Source organism: Sphingobium sp. MI1205, from assembly GCF_001563285.1.
Lineage (GTDB): Bacteria > Pseudomonadota > Alphaproteobacteria > Sphingomonadales > Sphingomonadaceae > Sphingobium.
Window position 1 is genome coordinate 1206334 of record NZ_CP005188.1, and the last position, 23895, is coordinate 1230228.

Below are 23895 nucleotides of genomic sequence, written 5' to 3' on the forward strand. Positions count from 1 at the left end.
GAGGTAAAATATGGCGGAAGAGGAAAAGCATGTTGCTACCGAAGACGCCCGGTCAGGTTCCACGCCACACATAGTCCGCTACATTCTCGGCATCTCGCTGCCTTTGGTTATCATTGGCATGCTGATCGTGCTGTGGAGCTATTACGGGTAATCACATTGGTTCCGTACAACAACGAGTATATAGGATGCGGACGCACATATGGCTTTGACGGCTTCGGTTCATGCGGCGAGGGCGACAGCCAGTGAGAGGGTTGTTCCCATGAGCGAAGGGCTTGGCCAACCGGCGGAGCACCAGGAGGATAAGCGGGAATCGCTGTCCGACAATGATTTCAAGCGCGAGCTGGCGGCGGTCATCCCGCACCTGCGCGCCTTTGGGCGATCGCTTTCGGGCAATCGGGACGTCGCGGACGATCTGGTTCAGGAAACTCTCCTGAAAGCCTGGGCGGCGCGTGGGCGGTTTCAGGCCGGCACCAACATGCGGGCCTGGACCTTCATCATCCTGCGCAATCATTATCTCTCGCAAATGCGGCGTTCACGCTTTCGCGGCGATTGGGACGATCTGACGGCCGACCGGATATTGGCGGCGCCTGCGGGGCAGGACAAGCATGTCGAGCTTTCCGATATGCAACGCGCCTTGCTCCAATTGCCCCAGCCGCAGCGCGAGGCGCTAATCCTGGTGGGCGCGGGAGGCTTCGCCTATGAAGAGGCGGCGGAGATTTGCGGCGTCGCGGTGGGCACAATCAAAAGCCGCGTGGCGCGTGGCCGCGCTGCCCTGGAACAGATACTCGATAGCGGTGACCTGCCTTCCCGACGGAGCCAGGAGACCACCGATACCCCGGTGCTCGACGAGATCATGGAGGACGTTGACCGCCTGAGCCGTGGGCGGGATGTACGACAGGGTTCTGAACAGGACGCCGATGATGTATAAAGGCGGCTCCTGCGATCCTTTCCCCCCGGGAAGGCGTTTGGGAGGTGCGCGATGGTCAAGAGCGGACGAGGCAGCAGCTTGCCTCCAGAGCGGCACCAGCCCGATGATATGACGCAGGCAGGGCAATCTCGCGGCACTGGCGTGATTTTCGCATTGGTAGCGATTGCCCTCATTCTTGCCATCGCCTTCTTTTATCTCACCCGTGAAAGTGAGGTGAAGGAAAGCCAGGCGATCACCGAAGCCGCCGAATCTGACGACAGCGCGGTGCGGGTTGTCCAGGACGCCGCCCACGAAGCGGCGCGAGATGTCCGCCGGCAAAATTGATCCTGCCGACCCACTGTTGAACGGCTCTGCCTTCTCGCAGCGCCCCCCATCTTCAGAAAATCTTTGGGATTTTCGTTCACTCTGTGCGCACTGTCGGATTTTCTTACACCGGTTGTAAGCTGGTCCGATGTCACCAGGCTGCCCTTTGGCGAGGCAGCATCGGAAATGCGCGCGACTGATGATCAGACTTTTCAAACATTATGTGCCACACGCCGTGCTGCTGCTGGGACTGCTCGACTTCATCTTGTTGGTGGGGGCGGCGGAAGCAGGGTGGATATTGCGTGCGCAGCAGATCGGCATGGATGTCGATCCCATCATGACCCGCGCCGCGCCGTTGCTGAGCTTTGCCCTGTTGATCCAGACAGGGATGATCGCCGTGGGCGTTTATGGCACCGAAGCACTCCAGTCCCTTCGCTTCGCCTTCGCCCGGCTGCTGGTCGCAATTTCGCTGGGCGTCATATTTTTATCGGTGATGCATTTCGTCCTGCCTGATCTGACGCTTTGGCGGTCCAATTCGCTTTACGCCATGGGCCTTGCCATCGCGCTGCTGCTGGCGGTGCGGCTTCTCCTTGGGTCCATGCTCGGCGGCGAGGCGTTCAAGCGGCGGCTGGTCGTCCTTGGCGCAGGCAATCGCGCGAACCGCATCAAGGATCTGGAACAGCGCAAGGGCGCGGGCTTCCTCGTCGTGGGCTACATCGCCATGAATGATGGCGCGCAGGTCATTCCAGAGTCGATCAACCGCAGCGCCATCTACAATCTGGCCGATTTCGTCGTGCGGCTGGGCGCCAGCGAGGTGGTGCTGGCGCTGGAGGAGCGGCGCAACGCATTGCCGCTGTCGGACCTGTTGCGCATCAAGACGACGGGCGTCCATGTGAACGAGATTTCGACCTTTCTCGAAAGGGAGACGGGGCGCGTGGATCTGGACAGCGTCAATCCCAGTTGGCTGATCTTTTCCGATGGCTTTTCGGCAGGCCGCCGGATTTCCAGCATCGCCAAACGGCTGTTCGACGTCATTGCCAGTTCCATCCTGCTGCTGCTGACCGGCCCTATCATCCTGATCGCCGCAATCCTGGTGAAGCTCGACAGCAAGGGGCCAGCTTTTTATCGCCAGCAGCGCGTCGGCCTATACGGCGAGGAATTCTGGATCGTGAAGCTGCGCACCATGCGGCAGGACGCGGAAGTCAGCGGGCAGGCGGTTTGGGCGGAGAAGGACGATCCGCGCATCACGCGGCTGGGCTATTGGCTGCGCAAGCTGCGGATCGATGAGTTGCCGCAGACCTGGACGGTGCTGAAAGGCGAGATGAGCTTTGTCGGCCCGCGCCCCGAACGGCGTCAGTTCGTCGAGGATCTGGAACAGCATCTGCGCTATTATGCCGAGCGTCACATGGTGAAGCCGGGCATCACCGGCTGGGCGCAGATCAACTATCCCTATGGCGCATCGATTGAGGACAGCCGCAACAAGCTGGAATATGACCTCTATTACGCCAAGAATTACACGCCGTTCCTGGACTTGCTGATCCTGATCCAGACGTTGCGGGTGGTGCTGTGGCCTGAAGGCGCGCGCTGAAGCGGGCGATGGGAACGCTGCTGCAATTTGTCGGCGATTGGGGCCACGCGCTGGCCGCCGTGCTGTTCGCCGCGATCGGCATATTCATCCTGCGTCGGCGGGAGGAAGGGATCGACCAGCGCATGCTGGCAGTCGCCCTGCTGCTGACATCCTGCTGGTCGCTTTATGTGTCGTTCGGCGGCGTGGACAAGCCGCTGACCGGGATAGGCGAGAATATCCGCAATGCCGCCTGGTTGCTGCTGCTGCTCATCATGCTGCGCCGTGGCGCGACTGATCGCGTGGGATCGATGGTGGCGATCGGGTCGGTCTATGCCGCGGTGGCGGGGTTGATCCTGCTGCAGACGTTCACTGACCTGATATGGCGACAACTGCCCGGCGCGAGCGATCTGCATCGCGCATTGGTGCAGGTGTCGCTCAGCCTGCACATGATGACGGCGGTCGGCAGCCTGATGCTGGTCCACCATCTTTACGTGAGTTGGCCGCAGCAGCAGCGTGGACGGGTCGCATTGTTGCTGGGCGCGCTGGCGGCCATGTGGACCTATGATTTCAGCCTCTACGTGATCGGCTATTTCGCGATCGACCGCGCCAGTGAGCTATACGCCTTGCGCGGGCCATTGATGGCGATGCTGGCGCCCGTCATCGCGGCTGGGATGCGGCGGGATAGAGCGCCGCAGGTGCAGTTGTCGCGCGCGCTGACGTTCCGCGCACTGTCGCTGATATCGATCACGCTGTACGTCATACTGATCGCGGCGGCGGCGGTAGCGATCGAGTTGATCGCTGGCCCCTATGCACGGGCGATCCAGATCGGATGCGTGTTCTTCATGGCGGTAAGCGCGCTGGTGCTGCTGCCTTCACCCCGGATGCGGGCGCTGTGGAAGGTGCAGGTCGCAAAGCATGTTTTCCAGCATCGCTACGATTATCGAACCGAATGGATGCGCTTTGGCGACACGATCGGCAGGCCGGGCAGCGACGCGCCGCCGCTGGGCGAACGGGTGGCGAAGGCGGTTGCCGACATCACGGATTCGCCCGCCGCGATCCTGATGCTGCGGTCCGACGACGGCGCGCTGACGTTCGAGACGCATTGGAATTGGGACGGCGATCTGTCCGATGACGTCCTGGTGCCCGCGCCCCTTGCGCTGCTGATCGAGCGTAGCGGGTGGATCATCGATATCGACCGGGAGCCGACCCGGCAGGAAGCTGGCGACACGCCCGGCTGGATGCGCGCCGATCCCCGCGCCTGGGCGCTCGTGCCGCTCATCCATTTCGGCCGGTTGATCGGCGCAATCCTGCTCGCGCGGCCTGTGATGGACCGGCGGCTGGACTGGGAAGACCTCGACATGCTGCGCACGGCGGGGCGGCAGGCGGCAAGCTATTTGAGCGAGGCGCAGGGTCAGCAGGCGCTGGGCGACGCGCAGCGGTTCGACGAGTTCAACCGGCGCTTTGCATTCATCATCCACGACGTCAAGAATCTGGTCAGCCAGCTTTCGCTGCTTGCCCGCAATGCCGAGCGCCATGCCGACAACGCGGATTTTCGCGCCGACATGGTGCTGACGCTGCGGGAGTCGGTGGGCAAGATGAACGACATGCTGGCGCGCCTGTCCCAGCATAACAAGGGACGGGCGGAGGAGCCGCGATCCATGTCTCTGGACGAGGTAGCCGCAAAGGTGGCGCGCAGCCGGTCGGGCCAGCATGACATCCGCCTGACGGGTTCCGCGCCGCTGGCGCTGGCCGATCCGACGCGGGTCGAGCAGATCATCATTCACCTGTTGCAGAATGCCATCGACGCGAGCGCAGCCGACCGTCCGGTGGAAATCCGGCTGAGCGGGGACGAGCAATGGGCCGTGATCGAGTTGATCGATCAGGGGCGCGGCATGACTGCGGAATATATCCGCCGAGATCTGTTCAAGCCCTTTTCATCGAGCAAGGCGGGCGGCTTTGGCATCGGTGCATTCGAGGCGCGGGCACTGGCGCAAAGCATGGGCGGCAGCATCGGCGTCGAAAGCAAGCCGGGTATCGGAAGCCGTTTCACATTGCGCCTGCCGACAGTGCCGCGCGAAGGGGTAAGGGGGAAGGCCGCCTGATGAGCGACAAGCGACCCAAATTGCTGATCGTCGAGGATGATCCGGGGCTGCAGCGGCAGCTGCGCTGGGCCTATGAGGATTATCAGCTGTTCATCGCGGGTGATCGTGAGGAAGCGATCGAGATGCTGCGCGCCGAATCGCCCGATGTCGTGACGCTGGACCTGGGCCTGCCGCCCGACCCGGACGGGACGAGCGAAGGCTTTGCGACGCTGGCGGAAATGCTGCGGATCAAGCCGGATACGAAGATCATTGTTGCTTCCGGTCACGGCGCACGGGAAAGCGCGCTGTCCGCCATTTCGGGCGGGGCCTATGATTTCTACCAGAAGCCTGTCGATATCGACGAACTGGGCCTGATCGTCCGCCGCGCCTTTCATGTCCACGCGCTGGAAAAGGAAAATGCCCGGCTCGCCGAGGCGGCGCCCGAGCAGGCCAGAGTGCTGGGGCGGCTGATCACGGGCGCTTCGGAAATGATGAAGGTCGCCCGCACCATAGAGCGGGTGGCGGCGACGAGCCTGTCCGTTCTGCTGACCGGAGCGATCGGCACCGGCAAGGCATTGCTGGCCGAGGGGCTGCACGATGCATCCGAACGGCGTGATGGGCCGTTTATCACGATCAACTGTTCCGCGATTCCCGAGCCGTTGCTGGAGGCGGAACTGTTTGGTGCGGATGCAGGGGGCGAGGCGAAGGCTGGCAAGATTGCGCTCGCCCATGGTGGCACGCTGTTCCTGGACGAGGTCGGCGACATGTCGCTGGCGTTGCAGGTGAAACTGCTGCGTTTCATGCAGAATGGGGTGATCGATGCGACGGGGGATGGCCAGTCGCTGTCTGTCAATACGCGCATCCTGTTTGCCACACATCATGATCTGGAGACGTTGATCGCTGCGGGCACCTTTCGCGAAGATCTCTACTATCGGCTTGCCGAGGTCGTGGTGCGGATACCCGCGTTGAAAGACCGGCCAGGCGACCCGGCTTTGCTGGCGCGCCATTTCCTCAACCGCTTTGCCAAGGACATGAACCCGCAGGTCAAGGGGCTGGCGCCTGACGCGCTGGCTGCGCTCGACGCCTGGGCCTGGCCGGGCAATGTGCGCGAGCTGGAAAACCGGATGAAGCGCGCGGTCATCATGGCTGATGGGAAGCATGTCACCGCAGCGGACCTGGACCTGGACGGTGACCGTGCCGAGGGAGGCGAAGTCGTCAATCTGAAAGCGGCCCGCGAAATCGCTGACCGTCGTGCCATCCGCCGGGCTATCGCGCGGACCGATGGCAACATATCCGGGGCCGCCAAGATGTTGGGGATCAGCCGACCGACGCTGTACGATCTTCTGAAACAATATCAGTTGCAGGGTTGATGGCCGTGAGCCGCGCGCGGCCTGTACGTAAAGCTGGTGGTGGATAGTCTATCGGACGCCTTGCAGGTCCAGATCCTCGGCGGAGATCCCCAGGCGCTTGATCTGTTGGGCCACTGGCGGCCAGACCGTATCGAGAAAGCGGCGGCGTTCCGCTTCCCTCAGTCGCCGCGCCGCGCCGTCGGCCACGAACATCCCGACCCCGCGCTTGACCACTATCAGCCCATCGTCCTGGAAGCACTGATAGGCCTTGGCCACCGTCAGGGGATTTGCGCCCTGTTGCATGGCAAGCGCCCGGACAGAGGGAAGCATGTCGCCATCGCCATAGCTGCCATCGAGTATCGATGCCGCGATGATGTCGCGAAGGCGCATATAGACGGGCTTGGAATCGTCGGCCATGGGTGCATCGGTGCCATAATACAGCGAGGCAGGTCAAGGCGAGCCGTCACCCTTTGGCAGTTGCCACTGTAACTAGCTGTTCCAGACTGAAACTATCTGATCATAGTCCGGCCTGGGCCGTTCCTCCTGAGGGCGGCCCGGCGTGCCGATGAAGATAAACCCGGCAATCCGTTCGCTTCCCTGCGCGAAGGCGGCGCGGACGTCCTCATTATAGGCAGGCCAGCCGGTGAGCCACCCGGCCGCGAAGCCCAGGGCGTGGCTGGCGTGCAGCAGGTTCATGATCGCCGCGCCGGAGGACAATTCCTGTTCCCAAAGGGGAATCTTGCTGCCCTGGATCGGGGCGGACAGCGCGACCACCAGTGCAGGCGCCTGATGGGCGAATTGCTGCATGGATTCCAACTCCAACCGGCCGGCATCGGGCTTTTCCCGGCGATAGGCGCTGTCCAGAAGGTCCGCCAGATGGACGCGCCTGTCCTGCGGGACGATGACGAAGCGCCAGGGGGCGAGTTTGCCGTGGTCGGGCGTGCGCAGGGCGATTTCCAATATCTGGCGCAACTGGGCGGCGTCGGGGCCTGGGGCGACAAGGTCACGGGGCTTGCCGGAACGGCGGGTGCGCAGGAGCGACAGCGGGGTGGAGGCGTCATTGAACATGACGCGTCAGATGGCGAAGCTGCGCCCGGCGCGCAAGTGTCGGCTGCTTTGACAGGCTGGCGATTTCCGCTCTAGGTTCGCGCTCAAAGCATTTGGCCGGACAGGAAACGGATGGCGACCTCACCTGAAATCCAACCTGTGGCGGGCAAGACCTGGATCGGCCATCCGCGCGGGTTGTTCCTGCTGTTCTTCGTCGAAATGTGGGAGCGCTTTTCCTTCTATGGGATGCGCGCGCTGCTGATTTTCTACCTGACGCAGCATTTCCTTTTTTCCGACCGCGATGCCGCCCATTCCTACGGCGCGTATATGTCGCTCATCTATATTTCGCCGCTGATGGGCGGCTATCTGGCTGACCGCTATCTGGGGCAGCGCAAGGCGGTGCTGTTCGGCGGCATCGTCATTGCCATTGGTCACATCATATTGGGCCTGGAGGCGGAGGATAGCGCCAGCAGCATGGGTCTCGGCCTATTCTGGCTGGGGCTGGCGACGGTGATCGTCGGCACCGGTTTCCTGAAGGCCAGCGTGTCGGCGCTGGTGGGTCAGCTCTACCCGCGCGACGACATCCGCCGCGACCCGGCCTATACGATTTTCTACATGGGCATCAATGTGGGCGCGACGCTGGGGCCAGTGATCTGCGGCTATCTGGGGCAACGCTGGGGATGGCATTGGGGCTTTGGCGCGGCATCGGTGGGGATGATTGCTGGCGTTATCGGTTTCGTCCTGTGCAGGCCGCTGTTGCAGGGTGGGGGAGAGCCGCCTGATCCGCAGCGGTTGGCGGAGCGGATCGGCGGCGTCATCAGCCGTGAATGGCTGGTCTATCTGTCGAGCCTGTTGTCCATCCTGCTGTGCTGGCTGTTGATCCAGCAGCATGTAGTGGTCGGATGGATGCTGGCGGGCGCGAGCCTGCTGATGGTGGCGTACATCCTCTGGGAAGCATTCGGGCGGATGGAGCGCATCGGGCGCGACCGCATGCTGGCCGCGCTGTTCCTGCTGGTCGTCAATCCGCTGTTCTGGGGGCTTTACGAGCAGACCGGATCGTCGCTCAGCCTTTTCACCGACCGCTATGCCGACCGGCATATCCTTGGCTTTGACGTACCGGCGTCGATGTTCCAGTCGGTCAATGCCGCCTATATCCTGATATTCGGCCCGGTGATCGCGGCGCTCTGGATCGCGCTGGCAAAGCGGGGGTGGGAGCCTTCTACCCCTGCGAAGTTCGGCATGGCGCTGGCCCTGGTGGGGGCGGGATTTCTCGTGCTGGTGGCGGGGACTGGCGCGCCGGGGACGCTGACGCCGGTGCTGTTCATCTTCCTTCTCTATCTTTGCCACACGCTCGGTGAACTGTGTCTGTCCCCGGTGGGGCTGTCGGCCATGTCAAAACTCGCGCCATCCCGCATGATCGGGCTGATGATGGGCATCTGGTTCCTGGCGATGGCGCTCGGCCAATATGCGGCCGGGATGATCGCCGCCGCGACCGGAGGCGAGGGAGGCACGGCGTCGCGTGACGGGGTGCTGGCTGTCTATAGCCGGATCGGCTGGTGGTCGATCGGTATCGGCATCGTGGTGATGGCCATCGCGCCGCTGGTCAAGCGGCTGATGCATGACGATCCGGTCAGCGGTGAGGATGGCGCGCAAGCCGAGGCGCAGCGCGACAGCTTCGCGATCGTCGATGGCAAGGGCGAGGAGCGGGCGTGACCGGTCAGGAGGTCGCGCCCCATATGTCGGTGGCGCGAATGTAGCCGCGCTGGCCGCTGACGTCGAAGGCGCACCAGCCGTCATTGCAGGATGAAAGTCGGCCGACGACGCCCTTTTCCGCGCGGAAGACGGTAGGCGCGCCATCATTGGCCGACCGCCGCATCGGCGCGACGGGCGCGGTGACGATGGCGGTCGGCGTGTCGCTCAGCAACCGCACGTGCATCCAGCCCTGCGTGCCGCTGGGGTCTTCGACCTTGCGCCAGAGGCCCAACACCTGAACGACCTTCACGGGCAGGTCGCGACGGCGATAGATCCAGTTGGATGGATAATCCAGGCTGGGGCCGACGCGCATGCGTGCTTCATCCTGGCTGACCGATGCCCAATAGGGGACGGGCTTTGCCGGTGAGGCGGACGCTTCACCTGCAATGCACAGCGCGGCGGCGACAATCCCCGCGCGCCGCAAATAGCCCTTCATGCCCGATCTTTCCCTTTCATATACGGGGCACGTTATAGCGCCCGGCAATCGCCGCCGACAACCATTGTCTTGGCGCGCTCTACAAGATGCTTGACCATCGTCGTCACCAGGAATAGCGGCCAAGCATGGCCAAGAAACCGCGTCCCGCCAAGCCGCGTGTCGTCGTGACGCGCCGCCTGCCCCCCAATGTGGAGGCGCGGATGGCGGAACTGTTCGACGCGGTGTTCAATGTGGGCGATGTGCCCATGAACCGGACCGCGCTGACGCGCGCCATGGCGCAGTGCGACGTGCTGGTGCCCGCCGTCACGGACCAGATCGACGCAGGCCTGATCGATGCTGCGCCGGAACGGTTGCAGTTGATCGCCAGCTTTGGCAGCGGCGTGGATCATATCGACCTGGGTGCTGCCCGGCGAAGGGGCATCATCGTCACCAATACGCCTGGCGTGTTGACGGAAGATACAGCAGACATGACCATGGCGCTGATCCTGTCGGTGCCGCGACGCCTTGCCGAAGGCGAAAAGCTGGTGCGGACGGGTGAGTGGCCCGGCTGGAGCCCGTCCGGCATGCTGGGACATCGCATCGGCGGCAAGAAGCTGGGCATCATCGGCATGGGCCGGATCGGCCGGGCGGTGGCCAGGCGGGCGACCGCGTTCGGGCTGTCGATCGCTTATCACAATCGCCACCGCCTGCCGTTCGAGGTGGAGCAGGAACTGGCGGCGGATTGGCGCCCCGACCTCGATTCCCTGCTTCGCGAAAGCGACATCGTATCGATCAACTGCCCGCTCAATGCAGACAGCCGGGGCATGATTGATGCGCGCAGCATCGCGTTGATGCGGCCCGACGCTTATCTGATCAATACCTCACGCGCCGAGATCACGGATGAACCGGCACTGATCGCCGCGCTGGCCGAGGGCCGCATCGCGGGAGCCGGGCTGGACGTATACACCCATGAACCGGCCGTCGATGCGCGCCTGTTGGCGCTGTCCAATGTCGTATTGCTGCCCCATATGGGATCGGCGACCTTTGAGGGGCGGGACGCCACGGGCGCGCGGGTGATTGCCAACATCCGCAGCTGGGCGGATGGCCACCGCCCGCCCAACCAGGTTCTGGAAGGCTGGATCTAGGCGGTATCGACATTCAGCCCTGGCGGCCTGCAAACGGCGACTTCCCGCGCTTCCGATGCTCACCTACTTCTAGTACGCTGCGCTTCGGGTCGCGGAAAACCACCGTTTTCGGCTCGCCATCATCTGAATGTCGATACCGCCTAGCCGCCCAGCGGATCGAGCGTTCCGAGCGCCGCAACCAGCGCCAGGATCGCCACGGCGAGGATCGTTTCCAGCGTCAGCGACAGTCGCAAATGGGTGCGGGCGGACGCCAGTTCCTGGCCATCGGCGGCGCGCGAGAGAGCGGGGGTCAGGCGCCAGCGATTGAGAGCGGCGAGGAGCAGCATGCCGCCGAACAGCGCAAGTTTCGCCAGCAGCAGCGCGCCATAAAGGCTGTCGAGCAGCAGCGGCATATTGGGCAGTCCGACGATCATCACGCTGTTGATCGTACCGCTGATAAGCAGGGTGGCGACGAACAGCGTGCCGAAGGTCGAGAAGCGGTGGAGCATGAGCGCTGCCTGCTGCATCTTTCCGGCGTCCGGCTTGCCGGGGGACAGCTTGACCAGCAATGCAAGCAGCGCCCCGAACCAGGCGGAGGCGGCGATTATATGCAGCACATCCGCGAAACGATGCACCGTCCCTGCTGCGCCTTCGGTTGCGCCGGCGTGGCCTGACCAGGCGAGGGTGGCGGCGGCAATGGTCGCAAAAAGGGCGAGGACGGCAGGCGGTCCTGTCCCCTGCCGCCAGACGGCGATCAGCAGGAGCAGGAGCAGCAAGGCGACCGCGCGAACGCCCAGAAGCGGGCCGATCATGGTTTCGCGCAACAGGATGTCCACGACGCTCCAATCAGGCGCCAGGATGGACGTGCCCGTCATGGCGGCGGCGCTGGCCAGCAGCCAGAGCGCCGAAAACGCCATGCCGCCAACCGCAAGGCACGCCATGATGATGCGGGCTCCCGCGCCTATGCCCTGCCGCATGCTCCACCAGAAGAGGGGGAGTCCGGCGAGGGCGGCCAGATCGGCGTAAAGGCCGAAGCGAGCAGCGACGAGAAGCCCGTCGATCGACACGGTTTACTTTACCGAGAAGCTGTATTTGCCCGTGATCTTGTGCTGGTCGGCCCCGACGATGTGCCAGTTGAGGTCGTAGCTGCCCGCCGGAAGCGCCCGAGGCAGGGTGACGGCCAGTGTCTTGCCATCGCCTTCGACGGCGGTCTTGAAGCCCTTTATCGGCATCGGCGCGTGGCTGGCCATGCCCGGCATGCCGGTCATGGTCAGTTCAACACCGCTGAGCGGCGCAAGCAGCTTTTCGGAGAAGGTCAGGGTCAGCTTGGTCGGCTTGGCGACGGTGGCGTTGGCAGCCGGGGTGGACGAGAGCAGCTTGGGATGCGCCATCGCCACGGAGGGCAAGGCGGCGAGCGCGAGGGCGGCGGTGAACAGGATGCGGCGCATGGGGCTTATCTCCAATCGGATTGCGGTTACGAGATAGTACGCAACGGATTTTGTCACCCCTCGACGAACCGGCATAAATTTTTGCATGAGGGATCGGCACGCGCAACGCGTATCCTTGAGCGTGTAATGGGAGTGCAAGTGATGAGCGACCTCGACCAATTGCTGAGCCAGGTTCGTGCGCTGCCCGCCGATCCGCGCCTTGGGGGGATGGAAGAGGTGGTGATGGCCGGCGTGGCGGTTCGCCGTGAACGGGCCGTGGCGCGGCGCAGCCTGGCGCTGGCGGGGATGCTGGCGATCGGCATCGGCTGGGTCGGTAGTGTCGTCCCCGGCGCTCCGGCGCAGGCGGCGTCCGCGCCTGTGGTGATCGGCATGTCCGATTACGCGCCTTCGCAGCTATTGGGGCAATAGGCGATGAAGGGGGCGGGCCGATATGGGTTGGTCGTGCTGGTCGCCTTTGCGGCTGCGCTGGCGGCGGTGCTGGTCGCGCGCATGTGGATTGCACCTGAACCGCGGGTCGAGAGCGAGGTACACTCCCTCATCCACCAGAAGCTGAAGCTGGATGAGGAACAGGAGCGGCGCATTCATGCGCTGGAGATGGATTTCGCCAGACGGCGCGCGGCGATGGAGGCCGAGATGCGCGCGGACAATGCGCGGCTGGCGCAGGCTATAGCAGCCGAACATGGCTATGGGCCGAAGGTGAGCGAAGCCGTCGATCGAACGCACCATGTCATGGGAATGCTGCAGAAAGAGACGCTGAAGCACATCTTCGCGATGCGCGCAGTGCTGCGGCCCGACCAGGCGGCGCAGTTCGACGCCGCCGTCGTCAAGGTTCTGACCGAACCTGCGCGGTGAGGTCTTCGCTCGCCGACCGAGGTGATACCGAGCTGGCGGGGCTTGCCTTGGCGGGACAGCAGGACGCTTATGGTGAATTGATGCGGCGGCATAGTGATGGGGTTTACAGGCTGGCGCGGGGACATGCGGGCGACGCGACCGAGGCCCTTGATATCACGCAGGAGACGTTCATTTCGGCCTTCGCCGCGCTGGCGCGCTACGACGGGGCGCGGCCTTTCCGGCTGTGGATCGCCCGGATCGCGATCAACAAATGCCATGATTGGGCGCGGCGGCGGGCGGTGCGGCGTTTTTTCACCTTCGCGCGGCCGATGGAGGAAGCGGCGATTGTCGCCGATAATGCGCTGACGCCCGAGGAGGCAGTGCAATCGCAGAGGGAACTGGCGCGGATCCATGCGGCGATTGCTGCTTTGCCGGCCAATCTCAAGGATGTGCTGCTGTTGCGGACGATCGAAGGAATGAGCCAGGCGGAAGCGGCGCAGACGCTGGGATTGAGCGAGAAGGCGGTGGAGACCCGCCTGTACCGAGCGCGCCAAAAGCTGGCCGAATTTTTGAGGGGTGATGGCTCGACGCGCGTATAAATCTGAACGATCCCTTTTTGCAGAGCATCCCATGCCTTTCCCATTACATGATGTTGATCGCCGCAGCCTGATCCGTGGCCTGGGCCATTTCGGCGGCGCGCTGGCGTTGAGCCGCGCGCTGCCAACATGGGCGAAGAGCGGGACTGCCGGACTTGCGCCAGCGCCGGGTGTGTTGAGCGGTGAAGCTATCGCGCTGACCGTCGGCGAAAGCCATTTTTCCACCGGCGGACGGTCGGCCCATGCGGTGACGATCAACGGCACCTTGCCCGCGCCGCTCATTCGCCTGAAGGACGGGCAGAATGTCCGCCTGTCCGTCACCAACCAGTTGAAGGAAGACACGTCGATCCACTGGCACGGCCTGATCGTGCCGTTTCAGATGGATGGCGTTCCCGGCGTCAGCTTCCCCGGTATCCGGCCGGGCGAAACCTTCACCTATGAATTTCCGATCCGGCAATCGGGCACCTACTGGTATCACAGCCATTCTGGCATGCAGGAGGCGATGGGCCATTATGGGCCTATCGTTATCGACCCTGCCGGAGCCGATCCGGTGCGCAGCGAGCGCGAGCATGTGATCGTGCTGTCCGATTGGAGCCCGATCCATCCGCATGTGCTGCTCAAGCGCCTCAAGCAGATGGGCGGCTATTTCAACATGCAGAGGCAGACGCTGGCCGGTCTGCTTGCGGGCGAGGACCAGAGCGCGAAGGAGCGGCTGGAATGGGGCGCGATGCGCATGGACCCGACCGACATTTCGGACGTCACCGGATCGACCTACAGCTTCCTCGTCAACGGGCATGGGACGGCGGAGAATTGGACCGGGCTGTTCACGCCGGGTGAACGGGTGCGGCTGCGGATCATCAACGCGTCGGCCATGACGAATTTCAACGTGCGGCTTCCGGGACTGCCGATGACGGTGGTGCAGTGCGATGGCCAGCATGTCCAGCCGGTCGAGACGGACGAGTTCCAGATCGGCATCGCCGAAACCTATGATGTGGTGGTGCAGCCGACGGAGGCGAAAGCCTATGGATTGATCGCCGAAGCCATCGACCGGTCGGGGCTGGTGCGGGCGACGCTGGCGCCGCGCGTCGGCATGGTAGCGGATGTGCCCGCCCTGCGCGAACGACCGCTGCTGGGCATGAAGGACATGGGGATGGACATGTCCGGGATGGACATGGGGCAGGGGGGCGTCATCGACCTTAGCCAACCCGCCAATGAGAGCATGTCCGGCCATTCGATGAAGATGCGCGACAAGTCGGTCGCGCCGCAGGTGAAGATGGGGCCGGGCGTCGCCACCCTTTCGCCCATGCCCGCCGACCGGACGGCTGATCGGCCCACGGGGCTGGAAAATGTCGCGCATCGGGTGCTGACCTATGCGGACCTCAAATCGCTGGAGCCGAACAGGGACAGGCGCACGCCCACGCGGACGCTGGACATCCACCTGACCGCGAACATGGAACGCTATATGTGGTCGTTCGACGGGGTGAAGCTGTCCGACGGGGCCGATCCGATCGCCTTCCGTCATATGGAGCGGGTGCGCGTGAACCTGGTCAACGACACGATGATGCCGCATCCGATCCACCTGCACGGCCATTTCTTTGAACTGGTGACGGGTGCTGGGGAGCATAATCCGCTCAAGCATACGGTGAATGTGCTGCCCGGCGGCAAGGTCAGTTTCGACCTCACCGCCGACGCTCTGGGCGACTGGGCCTTTCACTGTCACATGCTGATGCACATGCACGCGGGGATGATGCGGGTCGTGACTGTCCGGCATGAGGGAGAGGCGGCATGAGGATGTTCGCCGCAGCCCTTATGCTGGCATCCGCACCCTCCGCCGTGCTGGCGCAGGAAATGGACCATGGCCAGATGGACCACAGCCAGATGGATCATGGCGCGCCGGAGCAATCGCAGCAGGCGGGGCAGGATCATTCGGCCCATCAGGCCCCTGTTGAAGTGCCCCTGGATAATAATCCCCATGCCGGGCACGCCATGCCCTCAGCAGATGACGCCGTCCCCAGGGGCGATGCGCCGCTGGCCCCCACCGATCACGCCGCCGAAGCATTTCACAGCCCCGCCGAGATGGCGCGCGCCCGCGCCGCGATGCTGAAGGAAAGCGGTGGCATGACCTTCTCCCAAGTCATGCTCGACCGGTTGGAATATCGCGTGGGCAAGGGAGCAGACGGATATCATTGGGAAGGCGAAGGCTGGATCGGCGGCGACATAAACCGCTTCGCCTTCAAGACCGAGGGCGAAGGCGAGATTGGCGGTGGCCTGGAAAGCGCGGAGGTGCAGGCGCTCTACAGCCGTGCGATCGATCCGTGGTTCAATCTCGAAGCGGGCGTGCGGCACGATTTCGGTCCCGATCCAGACCGAACCTATGCCGTGGTCGGCGTAGAAGGCCTTGCACCCTATTGGTTCGAGGTGGGGGCGCAGGCTTTCCTGTCCAACAAGGGGGACGCGCATCTGCGGCTGGAGGCGAACTATGACCAGCGGATCACCCAGCGGCTGATCCTTCAGCCCGCCGCCGAGGTGAATATCGCAGCGCAGGATGTGTCGGAACTGGGCATCGGGTCGGGCGTGTCAGACATCGAACTGGGGCTCCGGCTGCGCTATGAATTCGCCCGCGAATTCGCTCCCTATGTGGGGATCAACTGGGAACGCAAGCTGGGCGATACGGCGCGCTTTGCGCGCGCGGAAGGAGAGGGCGCTTCGGCCACCAGCCTGGTTATGGGGGTGCGTTTCTGGTTCTGACGCCGACGCGGCAGGATGTGCCGCAGGTCCATGACAACTTGTCATGATTGTCGGCGTGGCCCGTCTGCTTCGCGCGTATGCGCTGCCCCTTGCAACTAATCTGGTCCTCGACAACCGAAAAACAGATCAGGGTAGATCGTGCGCAACGCCTTCCTCCGCTCCCTTCTTGCTATGTGCGCTCTGGCGGGGGCCGCGCCTGTATTCGCCCAGGCTGCTGCCGAGGACGACAAGGCGGCGCTGAACGGAGGGTTCGACTTCATCGAACTGCGGGCAGGGAAGGGCGATGAGATATTCCTGTGGGATGGCAGCTTTTCCTATGGGGATAGCACCGACCAGGTGATGTTGATGATCGAAGGCGGCGGCGCGGTCGGCAACCGGATCGACGATGTGCAGGCGCGCTTGCTTTATGGCCGGTCGATCAGCGACAATGTCGTGCTGCTTGCCGGTGTCCGGCATGATTTTCAGCCGCATCCCCATGACAGTTACGCCATGATCGGCGCGCAGGGATCGGTCGGATCCCGCTTCAGCTGGGAAGGCTACGCATTTCTGTCGGACGACGGCCGCCTGACTGGAGATGCGCAGGTCATTTATCAGCTGCCGATCACTGAGAAAATCTACATTGAGCCGCGTGCCTCTATCGCCTGGTCGGCGCAGCGCTTGGAGGCGGATGGCGTGGGCGCGGGCAAATGTCCGTGCGTCTGCGTTTCCGCCTGAACGATAATGTCACGGCCTTCGTGGGCGTGGCGCATGAACGGCTGGTGGGCGACAGCCGCGATCTCGCCCGCATGCAGGGTGAGACGCTGCAATCGACGATGGCGGTCGCGGGATTCGGATTCAGCCTTTAGCGAGATGCCGCTCGGCCAGCGCGACATGCAGGCGAATGCCCAGGCCAAGCACATCGTCATTGAAGTCATAATGCGGGTTATGGAGCGGCACGGAGCCTTCCGCCTGAGCCTGCCCCAGCCAGATATAGGCACCCTTGCACGCTTCCAGCATGAAGGCGAAGTCTTCCGAGGTGAAGGCGGGATCGGGCGCCACCTGTGCGATGCCTACCGTAGCGGCGGCATCCAGTGCTTCACGCGCCGCATCGGCGTCGTTGATCGTCGCGGGGTAGTAGCGTTGATAATCCACCTGCGCCGTCACATCATGGGCCATCGCCACGCCAGCGGCAATCTTGCGCAAGGCGTCCTCGATCACGTCCTGTACCGCAGGGTCGAAGGTGCGGACGGTGCCGCTGACGCTCACTTCCGCCGGGATCACATTATGGGTGTGGCCGCCGTGAATCTGGGTGATGGATAGCACCGCCGATGCAGTCGGCGCGATGCGGCGGGCGACGATGCTGTTGAGTTGCGTGACCAGGCTGGCGGCAGCCAGGATCGCGTCGGGCGTGTCCTGCGGGATGGCGGCGTGGCCGCCGCGTCCTTCCAGCCTGATCTCGAACTTGTCGGCCGCGCCCATGATCGGGCCGGGACGCGTGGCGATCGTGCCAGCGGGCAGGTCTGGCCAGTTGTGCAGGCCGAATACCCGATCGCAGGGGAAGCGTTCGAACAACCCTTCCTTCACCATCTCCCGCGCGCCGCCCAGCCCTTCTTCGGCAGGCTGGAAGAAGAAGTTGACGGTGCCGTCGAAATTGCGGCTTCGCGCCAGATGCTGCGCGGCGCCCAGCAGCATGGCGACATGGCCGTCATGGCCGCAGCCATGGAAGGTGCCATCTGTCTTGCTGGCATAGGGCAGGTTGGTCTGTTCATGGATCGGCAACGCGTCCATGTCTGCGCGGAGGCCGATGCTGCGGGTGGATGCGCCGTTTTTCAGGACTCCCACAACGCCGGTTCCGCCGATCCCCTCATGCACTTCCAGGCCCAGCGCGCGAAGCCGCTCGGCAATCCGCCCGGCAGTGCGATGTTCGCAGAAGCCCAGTTCAGGATGCGCGTGAATGTCGCGGCGGAAGGCGATCAGGGGTTCCAGCAGGTCATCGATCATTTCTGCTCCCCGAAGAGGTGCTGAATGGGATAATGATGTTTGATGAAGGGCGACTTGATCACGACATAGCTGAAATATTTTTCGATGCCATAATCGCTTTCGAGCATGCCTTCGATGATCGACTGATAATGGGCGACGCCGCGTGTCACGAATTTCAGCAGATAGTCATAGCCGCCGCTGACCAGATGGCATTCGACGATTTCGTCGAGCTTGCGGATGCGCGTTTCGAACCGCGAAAAGTCGCCCGCCCGATGCTCCGTCAGCGTGACTTCGGTAAAAACGGTGAGGAACTCGCCCAGCTTGTGCAAATTGATATGCGCGCCGTAGCCGGTGATGTAGCCAGCTTTTTCCAGCCGTTTGACGCGGGTGAGGCAGGGGCTGGGCGACAGGCCGACGGCGTCCGCCAGTTCGACATTCGTGATACGGCCGGATAGCTGAAGCTGTGTAAGGATCTTAAGATCGATCCGGTCCAGTTTTGGGCCATTCAACATGCGCCTGATTCCCCCCGTTTATCCCACCGCCGCGCGAATATCTGCCTCTTCCAGCAGGTCGTCGAGCGTTTTGCGAATGCGCGCGAAAATCTCGTCCATCTCCGCGTCGGATGCGCAGAGCGCGGGGGCGAGGCCAACGATATTGTCAGGGAAGGAGCGGAAGATGACGCCGTTGGCATAGCCCCGCGCGAAAAGGCGGTCGGGTATCTTGAGCGCCGGGTCTAGCCGCGCCTTGCTGCCCTTGTCGCTCACAAGCTCGATCGCGCCTAGCAGACCACGGCCACGCGTGTCTCCCACCAGAGGATGATCCGCGATGCCTTCCAGGCCCGCCGCGAAACGCCCGGCGACGCTTTGGCCGTTCGCGAGGATGCCGCCTTCGGTGTAGAGACGCAGGACCTCCAGGCCGACGGCGGCGCTGACGGGATGGCCGGAATAAGTGAAGCCGTGGCCGATCGCCAGTTCTGGCGCGGCTCCATCGGCGATACCCTGATAGATCCTGTCCGACATCAGCACTGCGCCCATCGGCGCGTAACCCGCCGTCAGTCCTTTTGCGAGGGTCATGAGGTCAGGGGCCACGCCTTCTTCTTCGCAGGCGAAGAGCGGGCCGGTGCGGCCGAAACCGGTGATGACTTCGTCGGCGACGAACAGGATGTCGAGTTCGGTACAGGCGTCCCGCAACGCCTTGAGCCAGCCCTTGGGCGGAACGATGACGCCGCCCGATCCCTGGATAGGCTCGCAGAAGAAGGCGGCCACATTGTCGGCGCCGATCTCCGCGACCTTGTCCTTCAGTTGCTGGACGGAACGGGCGATGATGGCGGCATCGTCGGTCAGGTCGCTGCGATAGGGGTAGGGCGACGGAATATGGTGCTGCCATCGTAGCGGCAGGTCGAAGCCGCGATGGAAGTTGGCAAGCGCCGTCAGGCCGGCGCCAGTGCTGCTGGAGCCGTGATAGCCCCGGTCGAGCGCGATGCACTGTTTCTTGTTCGGCTTTCCGAGGGCGTTGAAATAATGGACGATGTAGCGGACGGCGGAGTCTACGGCATCGGAGCCGCCGAGGGTGAAGTAGACATGGTCCAGCCCTTCGGGGCTGAGGTCCGCCAGCTTCTGGGCCAGCCGGACGGTTGTTTCGCATCCGAAGTGAAAATAGCCGGTCGCATAGGGAAGCTGGCGCATTTGCGCGGCGGCGGCTTCGACGATGCTTTCCTGGCCGTAGCCGACGTTGACGCACCACAGGCCCGCAAAGGCGTCCAGCAGGCGATTGCCGTCCATGTCGGTCAGCCACATGCCATCGCCGCTTTGCAGCAGCGTCGCGCCGCGCGCTTCATGGGCGCGGAAGGAGGTGACGGGATGGATCAGGTGATCGCGGTCGATGTCCAGCAGGGACCGATTGGATTGCAGCGTCATCAGGAAACTCGCGATGTTGTCTGTCGGGCCAGACTATCCCGCTGCGGCGGCCGGATGCGCCAATTTCGGACAGAGGATGAAGGAGCAGCGGCTTTTTGGCGGAGCGGCGCAGCACAAAATGCCGCGCCGCCGAAGGTCAGGTCAGGCCAGGTCAGGTGAGAGCGTCCGCGACGGCCTTGCCGCATTCTTCCGTACCGGCCCGGCCCTTAAGGTCGCCAGTGCGCAGGGCGGGTTCGGCAAGGACGGTTTCGACTGCGCGCATGATGGCGGCAGCGGCGTCCCCTTCGCCCAGATGTTCGAGCATCATGGCGGCTGACCAGATCTGGCCGACCGGATTGGCAATGCCCAAGCCCGCGATGTCGGGGGCGGAGCCGTGGACCGGCTCGAACAGCGAAGGGGCGGTGCGATCGGGGTTGATGTTGCCCGAAGGCGCGACGCCGATGGTGCCGGTGCAGGCCGGGCCAAGATCGGACAGGATGTCGCCGAACAGGTTGGACGCAACGACCACATCGAACCGGTCGGGGTTCAATACGAATTGGGCGGTCAGAATATCGATATGATATTTGTCATGAGTGACGCCGGGATAGTTGGCCGCCATCGCCTCCACCCGCTCGTCCCACCAGGGCATGGTGATGGCGATGCCGTTGGATTTGGTGGCCGAGGTGACATGCTTGCGGTCCCGCGTGGCGGCGAGTTCAAAGGCGTAGCGCAGCACCCGGTCGGTGCCGTGGCGGGTCATCACCGTTTCCTGGATGACGATTTCGCGATCGGTGCCGGGAAACATCTTGCCGCCGACCGAGCTATATTCGCCCTCGGTATTTTCGCGCACGACCCAGAAGTCGATGTCGCCCGGCTCGCGACCTGCCAGCGGGCACGGCACGCCCGGCATCAGGCGGACGGGACGCAGGTTCACATATTGGTCGTACTCGCGCCGGAACTGGAGCAGCGAACCCCAGAGCGAGATATGATCGGGCACGGTGTCGGGCCAGCCGACAGCGCCGAAGAAGATGGCGTCGGGATTGCCGATCTGCGCTTTCCAGTCGTCGGGCATCATCTGGCCATGTTTGGCGCAATAGTCGCAACAGGCGAAATCATGCCATTTCTGGTCGATTGAAAAGCCGTAGAGGCTTGCCGCCCGTTCCAGGACGCGAATGCCTTCGGGCATGACTTCCTTGCCGATGCCGTCGCCCGGAATGACGGAAATGGAATAGTTGCGGTTGGCGGACATGGCCTGCTCCCATTTGCCCCCGTTCGAACGAGTCACTTGCCTCGTTGGACTGTCGAAGGGCTGGTCTTTGTTGAAAAGTAGAGGGCTTCGACAGGTTCAGCCCGAACGGTGGATGGGTGACAGCTAGAGTTTCAGGCCACCCACATGGAACGTCTTGACCTCCAGATATTCCTCGATCCCCATATGCGCGCCTTCGCGGCCGAGGCCGGACATCTTGACGCCGCCGAAGGGCGCCATCTCCATCGAGATGCCGCCGGTGTTGAGCGCGACCATGCCCGCTTCAAGCCGCTCGGCCACGCGGAAGGCGCGGTGGAGATTTTCGGTGTAGAAATAGCTGGCGAGGCCATAGCTGGTGCCGTTGGCGAGTTCGATGCCTTCCTCTTCATGCTTGAAGCGGAACAGCGGCGCGACGGGGCCGAAGGTTTCCTCGTCAGCCAGGCGCATGTCCCGGCTTGCGCCGGTCAGGATAAGGGGCGTGGCGAAGCGTTCGCCGGTCGCGCCCTCTGGCGCCTGGGCAAAGATCTGCGCGCCATGGGACAGCGCGTCTTCGACATGGGCCTTCACCTTGTCCACGGCGGCGCTGTTGATGAGCGGGCCGATGGTGCTTCCCGGCTGGTCGCCTGGCCCGACCTTGAGCGCAGAAACTGCCTTGGCAAGTTTTTCAGCGAAGGCGTCGTGAATGCCGTCCTGCACCAATATGCGGTTGGCGCAGACGCAGGTCTGGCCCGCGTTACGGAATTTGCTGGCCATGGCGCTGGCGACGGCAAGGTCGAGATCGGCGTCCTCGAACACGATCAGCGGGGCATTGCCGCCCAGTTCCAGGCTGAGCCGTTTGATGGTGTCGGCCGATTGGCGCATCAACAGCGCACCGACCCGTGTGGACCCGGTGAAGGACAGTTTCCGCACGATGGGGCTGGATGTCATCGCGCCGCCGATCGCCGTAGCATCGCCCGTAACGACATTGAAGACGCCAGCGGGGATGCCGGCATCCTGTGCCAGCCTGGCCAGCGCGAGCGCCGAATAGGGGGTGAGTTCGGATGGCTTGACGACCACCGGGCAACCTGCCGCGAGAGCTGGCGCGCATTTGCGGGTGATCATCGCCGCCGGAAAGTTCCAGGGCGTGATCGCGCCCGACACGCCCACCGGCTCCTTCATAACGAGGATGCGGCGATTGGCTTCGGGTGCGGGGATGATTGCGCCATCGATCCGGCGGCCTTCTTCGGCGAACCATTTGATGAAGGTGGCGGCGTAACGGATCTCGCCTTCAGACTCCGCCAGCGGCTTGCCTTGCTCAGCCGTCATGATGCGGGCGAGGTCGGCGGCGTTGTCGAGCACGAGGGCGTGCCACCGTTCGAGCAGCGCAGCGCGTTCTCCGGCGGTCTTGGCGCGCCATGCGGGAAAGGCCGCCTGGGCCGCGGCGATGGCTGCCTGCGTTTCAGCCTCTCCGCAATCGGGGACGGTGCCGATGATCGCGCCCGTTGCTGGGTTGTCGACAGGTACGGTCGCGCCGGATGAAGCGCCGGTCCATTCTCCGCCGATGAAAGCGCGTTGGATCAGCAGTGCGGGGTTGTCGAGGTTCAGTGTCATCCGAGTGCCTGCGTCGTGAGGGAGAAAATCCTGATGTCGGGGTCAGCCTTGGGATGCTGGCCGCGCGTCATCCGCACGACCCGACCGACGCAGGGAAGGCCCAGTTCATCAAGCCAGCCGGACAGGCCACTTTCCTCCGGCACGTCCAGACGGCAGAAGATGCCACTGTTGGACCCCAGCCAGTGCGAGATCAGCGCCTTTGCGCCGCCCGTATCGGGCGCGATGGTGGGTCCGACGACATAGCCACGGCCAAACCGGCGGAACAGCGCGAAGCCGACGGGTTCATTGCTGCGCGTCAGCACCACGCCCTGCGCACCGGGGACAAGCGCATCGAGCAGCCTGTCCCGGTCCATGCCGGTGGCGCGGCGGGCGAGCATGTGTAGCGTGTCCATATCCTTGCTTCCCAAGGGGCGGACGCGTTCGTCGGGAATGAGTTCCGCGACGGGCACGGCGAAGGCCGCGCCTTGATGCTGAAAGACCGGGCCGATCGGTTCAAAGCCCATCTTGCGGTAAAGCGGCAGGCCTTCGTCCGTGGCGTTCAGCATGACGGTGCGGCCGTCCAGATCGGCCAGCACCCGATCCATCAGGCGGCGGCCGATGCCCATGCCCTGCGCCTTTGGCGAGACGATGACCATGCCCAGCGTCGCGGCGTCATCGCCATAGAGCCAGCTCATCGCGGTGCCGACAATTTCGCCGTCCAGTTCGGCCACATAGCCCGAACCGAGGCCGAACATCATTTCCCAATCCTCAAGCCGGTGAGGCCATTTCTGTTCGTGGGAGAGGTCGTGGGCGGCGGTCAAATCGTCGGCAGTCATCTGCCGAAGGTCCACCATCGCCTCTATGCCCGTCGCCATGCGTCTTGCTCCCTTGGCGGCAAACCGTCCGCCTTTGGTTCATGAATCAGTGTGGGGACATTAGAAGGGGCCAACAAGCATTGGCTGCCGCCTTCGCATTATTTTTGGAAGAATATCGCGCGGGCTTTCCGGCGCGACTGCGACAAATGCCGCCGCCCGGTC

24 protein-coding genes and 1 pseudogene are annotated in these 23895 nt (G+C 63.6%); 14 read left to right on the plus strand and 11 right to left on the minus strand.

From position 1 onward, the window contains the following. Positions 1–10 precede the first annotated feature (10 nt). From K663_RS24615 to prsR, 6 genes are all read left to right on the plus strand, one after another. Positions 11–151, plus strand: coding sequence for a hypothetical protein (locus tag K663_RS24615; RefSeq protein ID WP_201026678.1), 141 nt, complete (start codon positions 11–13; stop codon positions 149–151). 108 nt (positions 152–259) lie between these two features. Next, positions 260–928: a sigma-70 family RNA polymerase sigma factor gene (locus tag K663_RS05780; RefSeq protein ID WP_062115263.1), complete on the plus strand. Its 669-nt coding sequence runs from the start codon at positions 260–262 to the stop codon at positions 926–928. A gap of 51 nt (positions 929–979) precedes the next feature. Beyond that, positions 980–1252 carry a hypothetical protein gene (locus tag K663_RS05785; protein WP_235589529.1) on the plus strand — a complete coding sequence of 91 codons (273 nt, stop codon included), beginning with the start codon at positions 980–982 and terminating at the stop codon, positions 1250–1252. Between the two features lie 178 nt (positions 1253–1430). Beyond that, on the plus strand, positions 1431–2819 hold the full coding sequence (locus K663_RS05790) for a TIGR03013 family XrtA/PEP-CTERM system glycosyltransferase (RefSeq protein ID WP_062115265.1): 1389 nt from the start codon (positions 1431–1433) through the stop codon (positions 2817–2819). Between the two features lie 8 nt (positions 2820–2827). Then, entirely contained in the window at positions 2828–4900 is a 2073-nt protein-coding gene (prsK, locus tag K663_RS05795) for an XrtA/PEP-CTERM system histidine kinase PrsK (protein WP_062115268.1), read from the plus strand. Beyond that, positions 4900–6249 carry a PEP-CTERM-box response regulator transcription factor gene (gene prsR / locus K663_RS05800; protein WP_062115271.1) on the plus strand — a complete coding sequence of 450 codons (1350 nt, stop codon included), beginning with the start codon at positions 4900–4902 and terminating at the stop codon, positions 6247–6249. The genes prsK and prsR overlap by 1 nt, the downstream gene beginning before the upstream one ends. A 48-nt stretch (positions 6250–6297) precedes the next feature. Here prsR and K663_RS05805 read toward each other — a convergent pair whose 3' ends face one another. After that, positions 6298–6645 (minus strand): GntR family transcriptional regulator, encoded by a 348-nt coding sequence (locus tag K663_RS05805; RefSeq protein WP_062115274.1) that lies wholly within the window; start codon positions 6643–6645, stop codon positions 6298–6300. A 72-nt stretch (positions 6646–6717) separates the two neighbouring features. Continuing rightward, on the minus strand, positions 6718–7296 hold the full coding sequence (locus tag K663_RS05810; RefSeq protein ID WP_062115277.1) for a nitroreductase family protein: 579 nt from the start codon (positions 7294–7296) through the stop codon (positions 6718–6720). Between the two features lie 111 nt (positions 7297–7407). Between K663_RS05810 and K663_RS05815 the strand changes: the two genes are divergently transcribed. Further along, the gene (locus K663_RS05815) at positions 7408–8988 is read left to right on the plus strand and encodes a peptide MFS transporter (RefSeq protein WP_062115280.1); all 1581 of its coding nucleotides are present in this window, start codon (positions 7408–7410) and stop codon (positions 8986–8988) included. A 4-nt stretch (positions 8989–8992) separates the two neighbouring features. Here the strand turns inward: K663_RS05815 and K663_RS05820 are convergent, their stop codons facing one another. Next, the gene (locus K663_RS05820) at positions 8993–9463 is read right to left on the minus strand and encodes an SH3 domain-containing protein (protein WP_062115282.1); all 471 of its coding nucleotides are present in this window, start codon (positions 9461–9463) and stop codon (positions 8993–8995) included. Between the two features lie 125 nt (positions 9464–9588). Between K663_RS05820 and K663_RS05825 the strand changes: the two genes are divergently transcribed. Beyond that, complete coding sequence (locus tag K663_RS05825; protein ID WP_062115285.1) at positions 9589–10587, plus strand: 2-hydroxyacid dehydrogenase; 999 nt, start codon at positions 9589–9591, stop codon at positions 10585–10587. A gap of 140 nt (positions 10588–10727) precedes the next feature. On the opposite strand, the gene copD is transcribed toward K663_RS05825, so the two are convergent. Together copD and copC are read right to left on the minus strand one after the other, a co-directional pair. Next, positions 10728–11633: a copper homeostasis membrane protein CopD gene (copD, locus tag K663_RS05830; RefSeq protein ID WP_235589530.1), complete on the minus strand. Its 906-nt coding sequence runs from the start codon at positions 11631–11633 to the stop codon at positions 10728–10730. A gap of 3 nt (positions 11634–11636) precedes the next feature. Continuing rightward, on the minus strand, positions 11637–12014 hold the full coding sequence (gene copC, locus K663_RS05835; protein WP_062115288.1) for a copper homeostasis periplasmic binding protein CopC: 378 nt from the start codon (positions 12012–12014) through the stop codon (positions 11637–11639). Positions 12015–12155: 141 nt separating this feature from the next. Here copC and K663_RS05840 point away from each other — a divergent pair, with 141 nt between their 5' ends. The 6 genes and pseudogenes from K663_RS05840 (at position 12156) to K663_RS05865 (ending at position 17034) form a co-directional block, all read left to right on the plus strand. Beyond that, positions 12156–12422: a hypothetical protein gene (locus K663_RS05840; RefSeq protein ID WP_062115291.1), complete on the plus strand. Its 267-nt coding sequence runs from the start codon at positions 12156–12158 to the stop codon at positions 12420–12422. 3 nt (positions 12423–12425) lie between these two features. After that, positions 12426–12866, plus strand: coding sequence for a periplasmic heavy metal sensor (locus K663_RS05845; RefSeq protein WP_062115294.1), 441 nt, complete (start codon positions 12426–12428; stop codon positions 12864–12866). Beyond that, a complete protein-coding gene (locus K663_RS05850) occupies positions 12863–13444 on the plus strand; it encodes an RNA polymerase sigma factor (protein ID WP_062115297.1) in 582 nt (193 codons plus the stop codon). The genes K663_RS05845 and K663_RS05850 overlap by 4 nt, the downstream gene beginning before the upstream one ends. Before the next feature lie 31 nt (positions 13445–13475). Further along, positions 13476–15230, plus strand: a complete 1755-nt coding sequence (locus K663_RS05855; RefSeq protein WP_062115300.1) for a copper resistance system multicopper oxidase — start codon at positions 13476–13478, stop codon at positions 15228–15230. Next, a complete protein-coding gene (locus tag K663_RS05860) occupies positions 15227–16189 on the plus strand; it encodes a copper resistance protein B (protein WP_062115303.1) in 963 nt (320 codons plus the stop codon). The genes K663_RS05855 and K663_RS05860 overlap by 4 nt, the downstream gene beginning before the upstream one ends. Before the next feature lie 171 nt (positions 16190–16360). Next, positions 16361–17034 (plus strand): annotated as a pseudogene (locus K663_RS05865) (copper resistance protein B). Here the strand turns inward: K663_RS05865 and K663_RS05870 are convergent. From K663_RS05870 to K663_RS05895, 6 genes are all read right to left on the minus strand, one after another. After that, positions 17024–18169 carry a M20 aminoacylase family protein gene (locus K663_RS05870; protein WP_062115309.1) on the minus strand — a complete coding sequence of 382 codons (1146 nt, stop codon included), beginning with the start codon at positions 18167–18169 and terminating at the stop codon, positions 17024–17026. The pseudogene K663_RS05865 and the gene K663_RS05870 overlap by 11 nt on opposite strands. Continuing rightward, positions 18166–18660: an Lrp/AsnC family transcriptional regulator gene (locus K663_RS05875; RefSeq protein ID WP_062115312.1), complete on the minus strand. Its 495-nt coding sequence runs from the start codon at positions 18658–18660 to the stop codon at positions 18166–18168. The genes K663_RS05870 and K663_RS05875 overlap by 4 nt, the downstream gene beginning before the upstream one ends. Before the next feature lie 18 nt (positions 18661–18678). Further along, a complete protein-coding gene (locus K663_RS05880; RefSeq protein ID WP_062115315.1) occupies positions 18679–20064 on the minus strand; it encodes an aspartate aminotransferase family protein in 1386 nt (461 codons plus the stop codon). A gap of 151 nt (positions 20065–20215) precedes the next feature. Further along, positions 20216–21292, minus strand: coding sequence for a tartrate dehydrogenase (locus tag K663_RS05885; RefSeq protein WP_062115318.1), 1077 nt, complete (start codon positions 21290–21292; stop codon positions 20216–20218). Positions 21293–21415: 123 nt separating this feature from the next. Beyond that, positions 21416–22879 carry an NAD-dependent succinate-semialdehyde dehydrogenase gene (locus K663_RS05890; protein ID WP_062115320.1) on the minus strand — a complete coding sequence of 488 codons (1464 nt, stop codon included), beginning with the start codon at positions 22877–22879 and terminating at the stop codon, positions 21416–21418. Then, positions 22876–23733 (minus strand): GNAT family N-acetyltransferase, encoded by an 858-nt coding sequence (locus K663_RS05895; protein WP_062115322.1) that lies wholly within the window; start codon positions 23731–23733, stop codon positions 22876–22878. The genes K663_RS05890 and K663_RS05895 overlap by 4 nt, the downstream gene beginning before the upstream one ends. Between the last annotated feature and the right edge of the window lie 162 nt (positions 23734–23895).

What these genes read in the sequence shown, in the direction of transcription:
- K663_RS24615 (WP_201026678.1), top strand. Translation starts at nt 11, where the DNA reads ATGGCGGAAGAGGAAAAGCATGTTGCTACCGAAGACGCCCGGTCAGGT.
- K663_RS05780 (WP_062115263.1), top strand. Translation starts at nt 260, where the DNA reads ATGAGCGAAGGGCTTGGCCAACCGGCGGAGCACCAGGAGGATAAGCGG.
- K663_RS05785 (WP_235589529.1), top strand. Translation starts at nt 980, where the DNA reads ATGGTCAAGAGCGGACGAGGCAGCAGCTTGCCTCCAGAGCGGCACCAG.
- K663_RS05790 (WP_062115265.1), top strand. Translation starts at nt 1,431, where the DNA reads ATGATCAGACTTTTCAAACATTATGTGCCACACGCCGTGCTGCTGCTG.
- prsK (WP_062115268.1), top strand. Translation starts at nt 2,828, where the DNA reads ATGGGAACGCTGCTGCAATTTGTCGGCGATTGGGGCCACGCGCTGGCC.
- prsR (WP_062115271.1), top strand. Translation starts at nt 4,900, where the DNA reads ATGAGCGACAAGCGACCCAAATTGCTGATCGTCGAGGATGATCCGGGG.
- K663_RS05805 (WP_062115274.1), bottom strand. Translation starts at nt 6,645, where the DNA reads ATGGCCGACGATTCCAAGCCCGTCTATATGCGCCTTCGCGACATCATC.
- K663_RS05810 (WP_062115277.1), bottom strand. Translation starts at nt 7,296, where the DNA reads ATGTTCAATGACGCCTCCACCCCGCTGTCGCTCCTGCGCACCCGCCGT.
- K663_RS05815 (WP_062115280.1), top strand. Translation starts at nt 7,408, where the DNA reads ATGGCGACCTCACCTGAAATCCAACCTGTGGCGGGCAAGACCTGGATC.
- K663_RS05820 (WP_062115282.1), bottom strand. Translation starts at nt 9,463, where the DNA reads ATGAAGGGCTATTTGCGGCGCGCGGGGATTGTCGCCGCCGCGCTGTGC.
- K663_RS05825 (WP_062115285.1), top strand. Translation starts at nt 9,589, where the DNA reads ATGGCCAAGAAACCGCGTCCCGCCAAGCCGCGTGTCGTCGTGACGCGC.
- copC (WP_062115288.1), bottom strand. Translation starts at nt 12,014, where the DNA reads ATGCGCCGCATCCTGTTCACCGCCGCCCTCGCGCTCGCCGCCTTGCCC.
- K663_RS05840 (WP_062115291.1), top strand. Translation starts at nt 12,156, where the DNA reads ATGAGCGACCTCGACCAATTGCTGAGCCAGGTTCGTGCGCTGCCCGCC.
- K663_RS05845 (WP_062115294.1), top strand. Translation starts at nt 12,426, where the DNA reads ATGAAGGGGGCGGGCCGATATGGGTTGGTCGTGCTGGTCGCCTTTGCG.
- K663_RS05855 (WP_062115300.1), top strand. Translation starts at nt 13,476, where the DNA reads ATGCCTTTCCCATTACATGATGTTGATCGCCGCAGCCTGATCCGTGGC.
- K663_RS05860 (WP_062115303.1), top strand. Translation starts at nt 15,227, where the DNA reads ATGAGGATGTTCGCCGCAGCCCTTATGCTGGCATCCGCACCCTCCGCC.
- K663_RS05870 (WP_062115309.1), bottom strand. Translation starts at nt 18,169, where the DNA reads ATGATCGATGACCTGCTGGAACCCCTGATCGCCTTCCGCCGCGACATT.
- K663_RS05875 (WP_062115312.1), bottom strand. Translation starts at nt 18,660, where the DNA reads ATGTTGAATGGCCCAAAACTGGACCGGATCGATCTTAAGATCCTTACA.
- K663_RS05880 (WP_062115315.1), bottom strand. Translation starts at nt 20,064, where the DNA reads ATGACGCTGCAATCCAATCGGTCCCTGCTGGACATCGACCGCGATCAC.
- K663_RS05885 (WP_062115318.1), bottom strand. Translation starts at nt 21,292, where the DNA reads ATGTCCGCCAACCGCAACTATTCCATTTCCGTCATTCCGGGCGACGGC.
- K663_RS05890 (WP_062115320.1), bottom strand. Translation starts at nt 22,879, where the DNA reads ATGACACTGAACCTCGACAACCCCGCACTGCTGATCCAACGCGCTTTC.
- K663_RS05895 (WP_062115322.1), bottom strand. Translation starts at nt 23,733, where the DNA reads ATGGCGACGGGCATAGAGGCGATGGTGGACCTTCGGCAGATGACTGCC.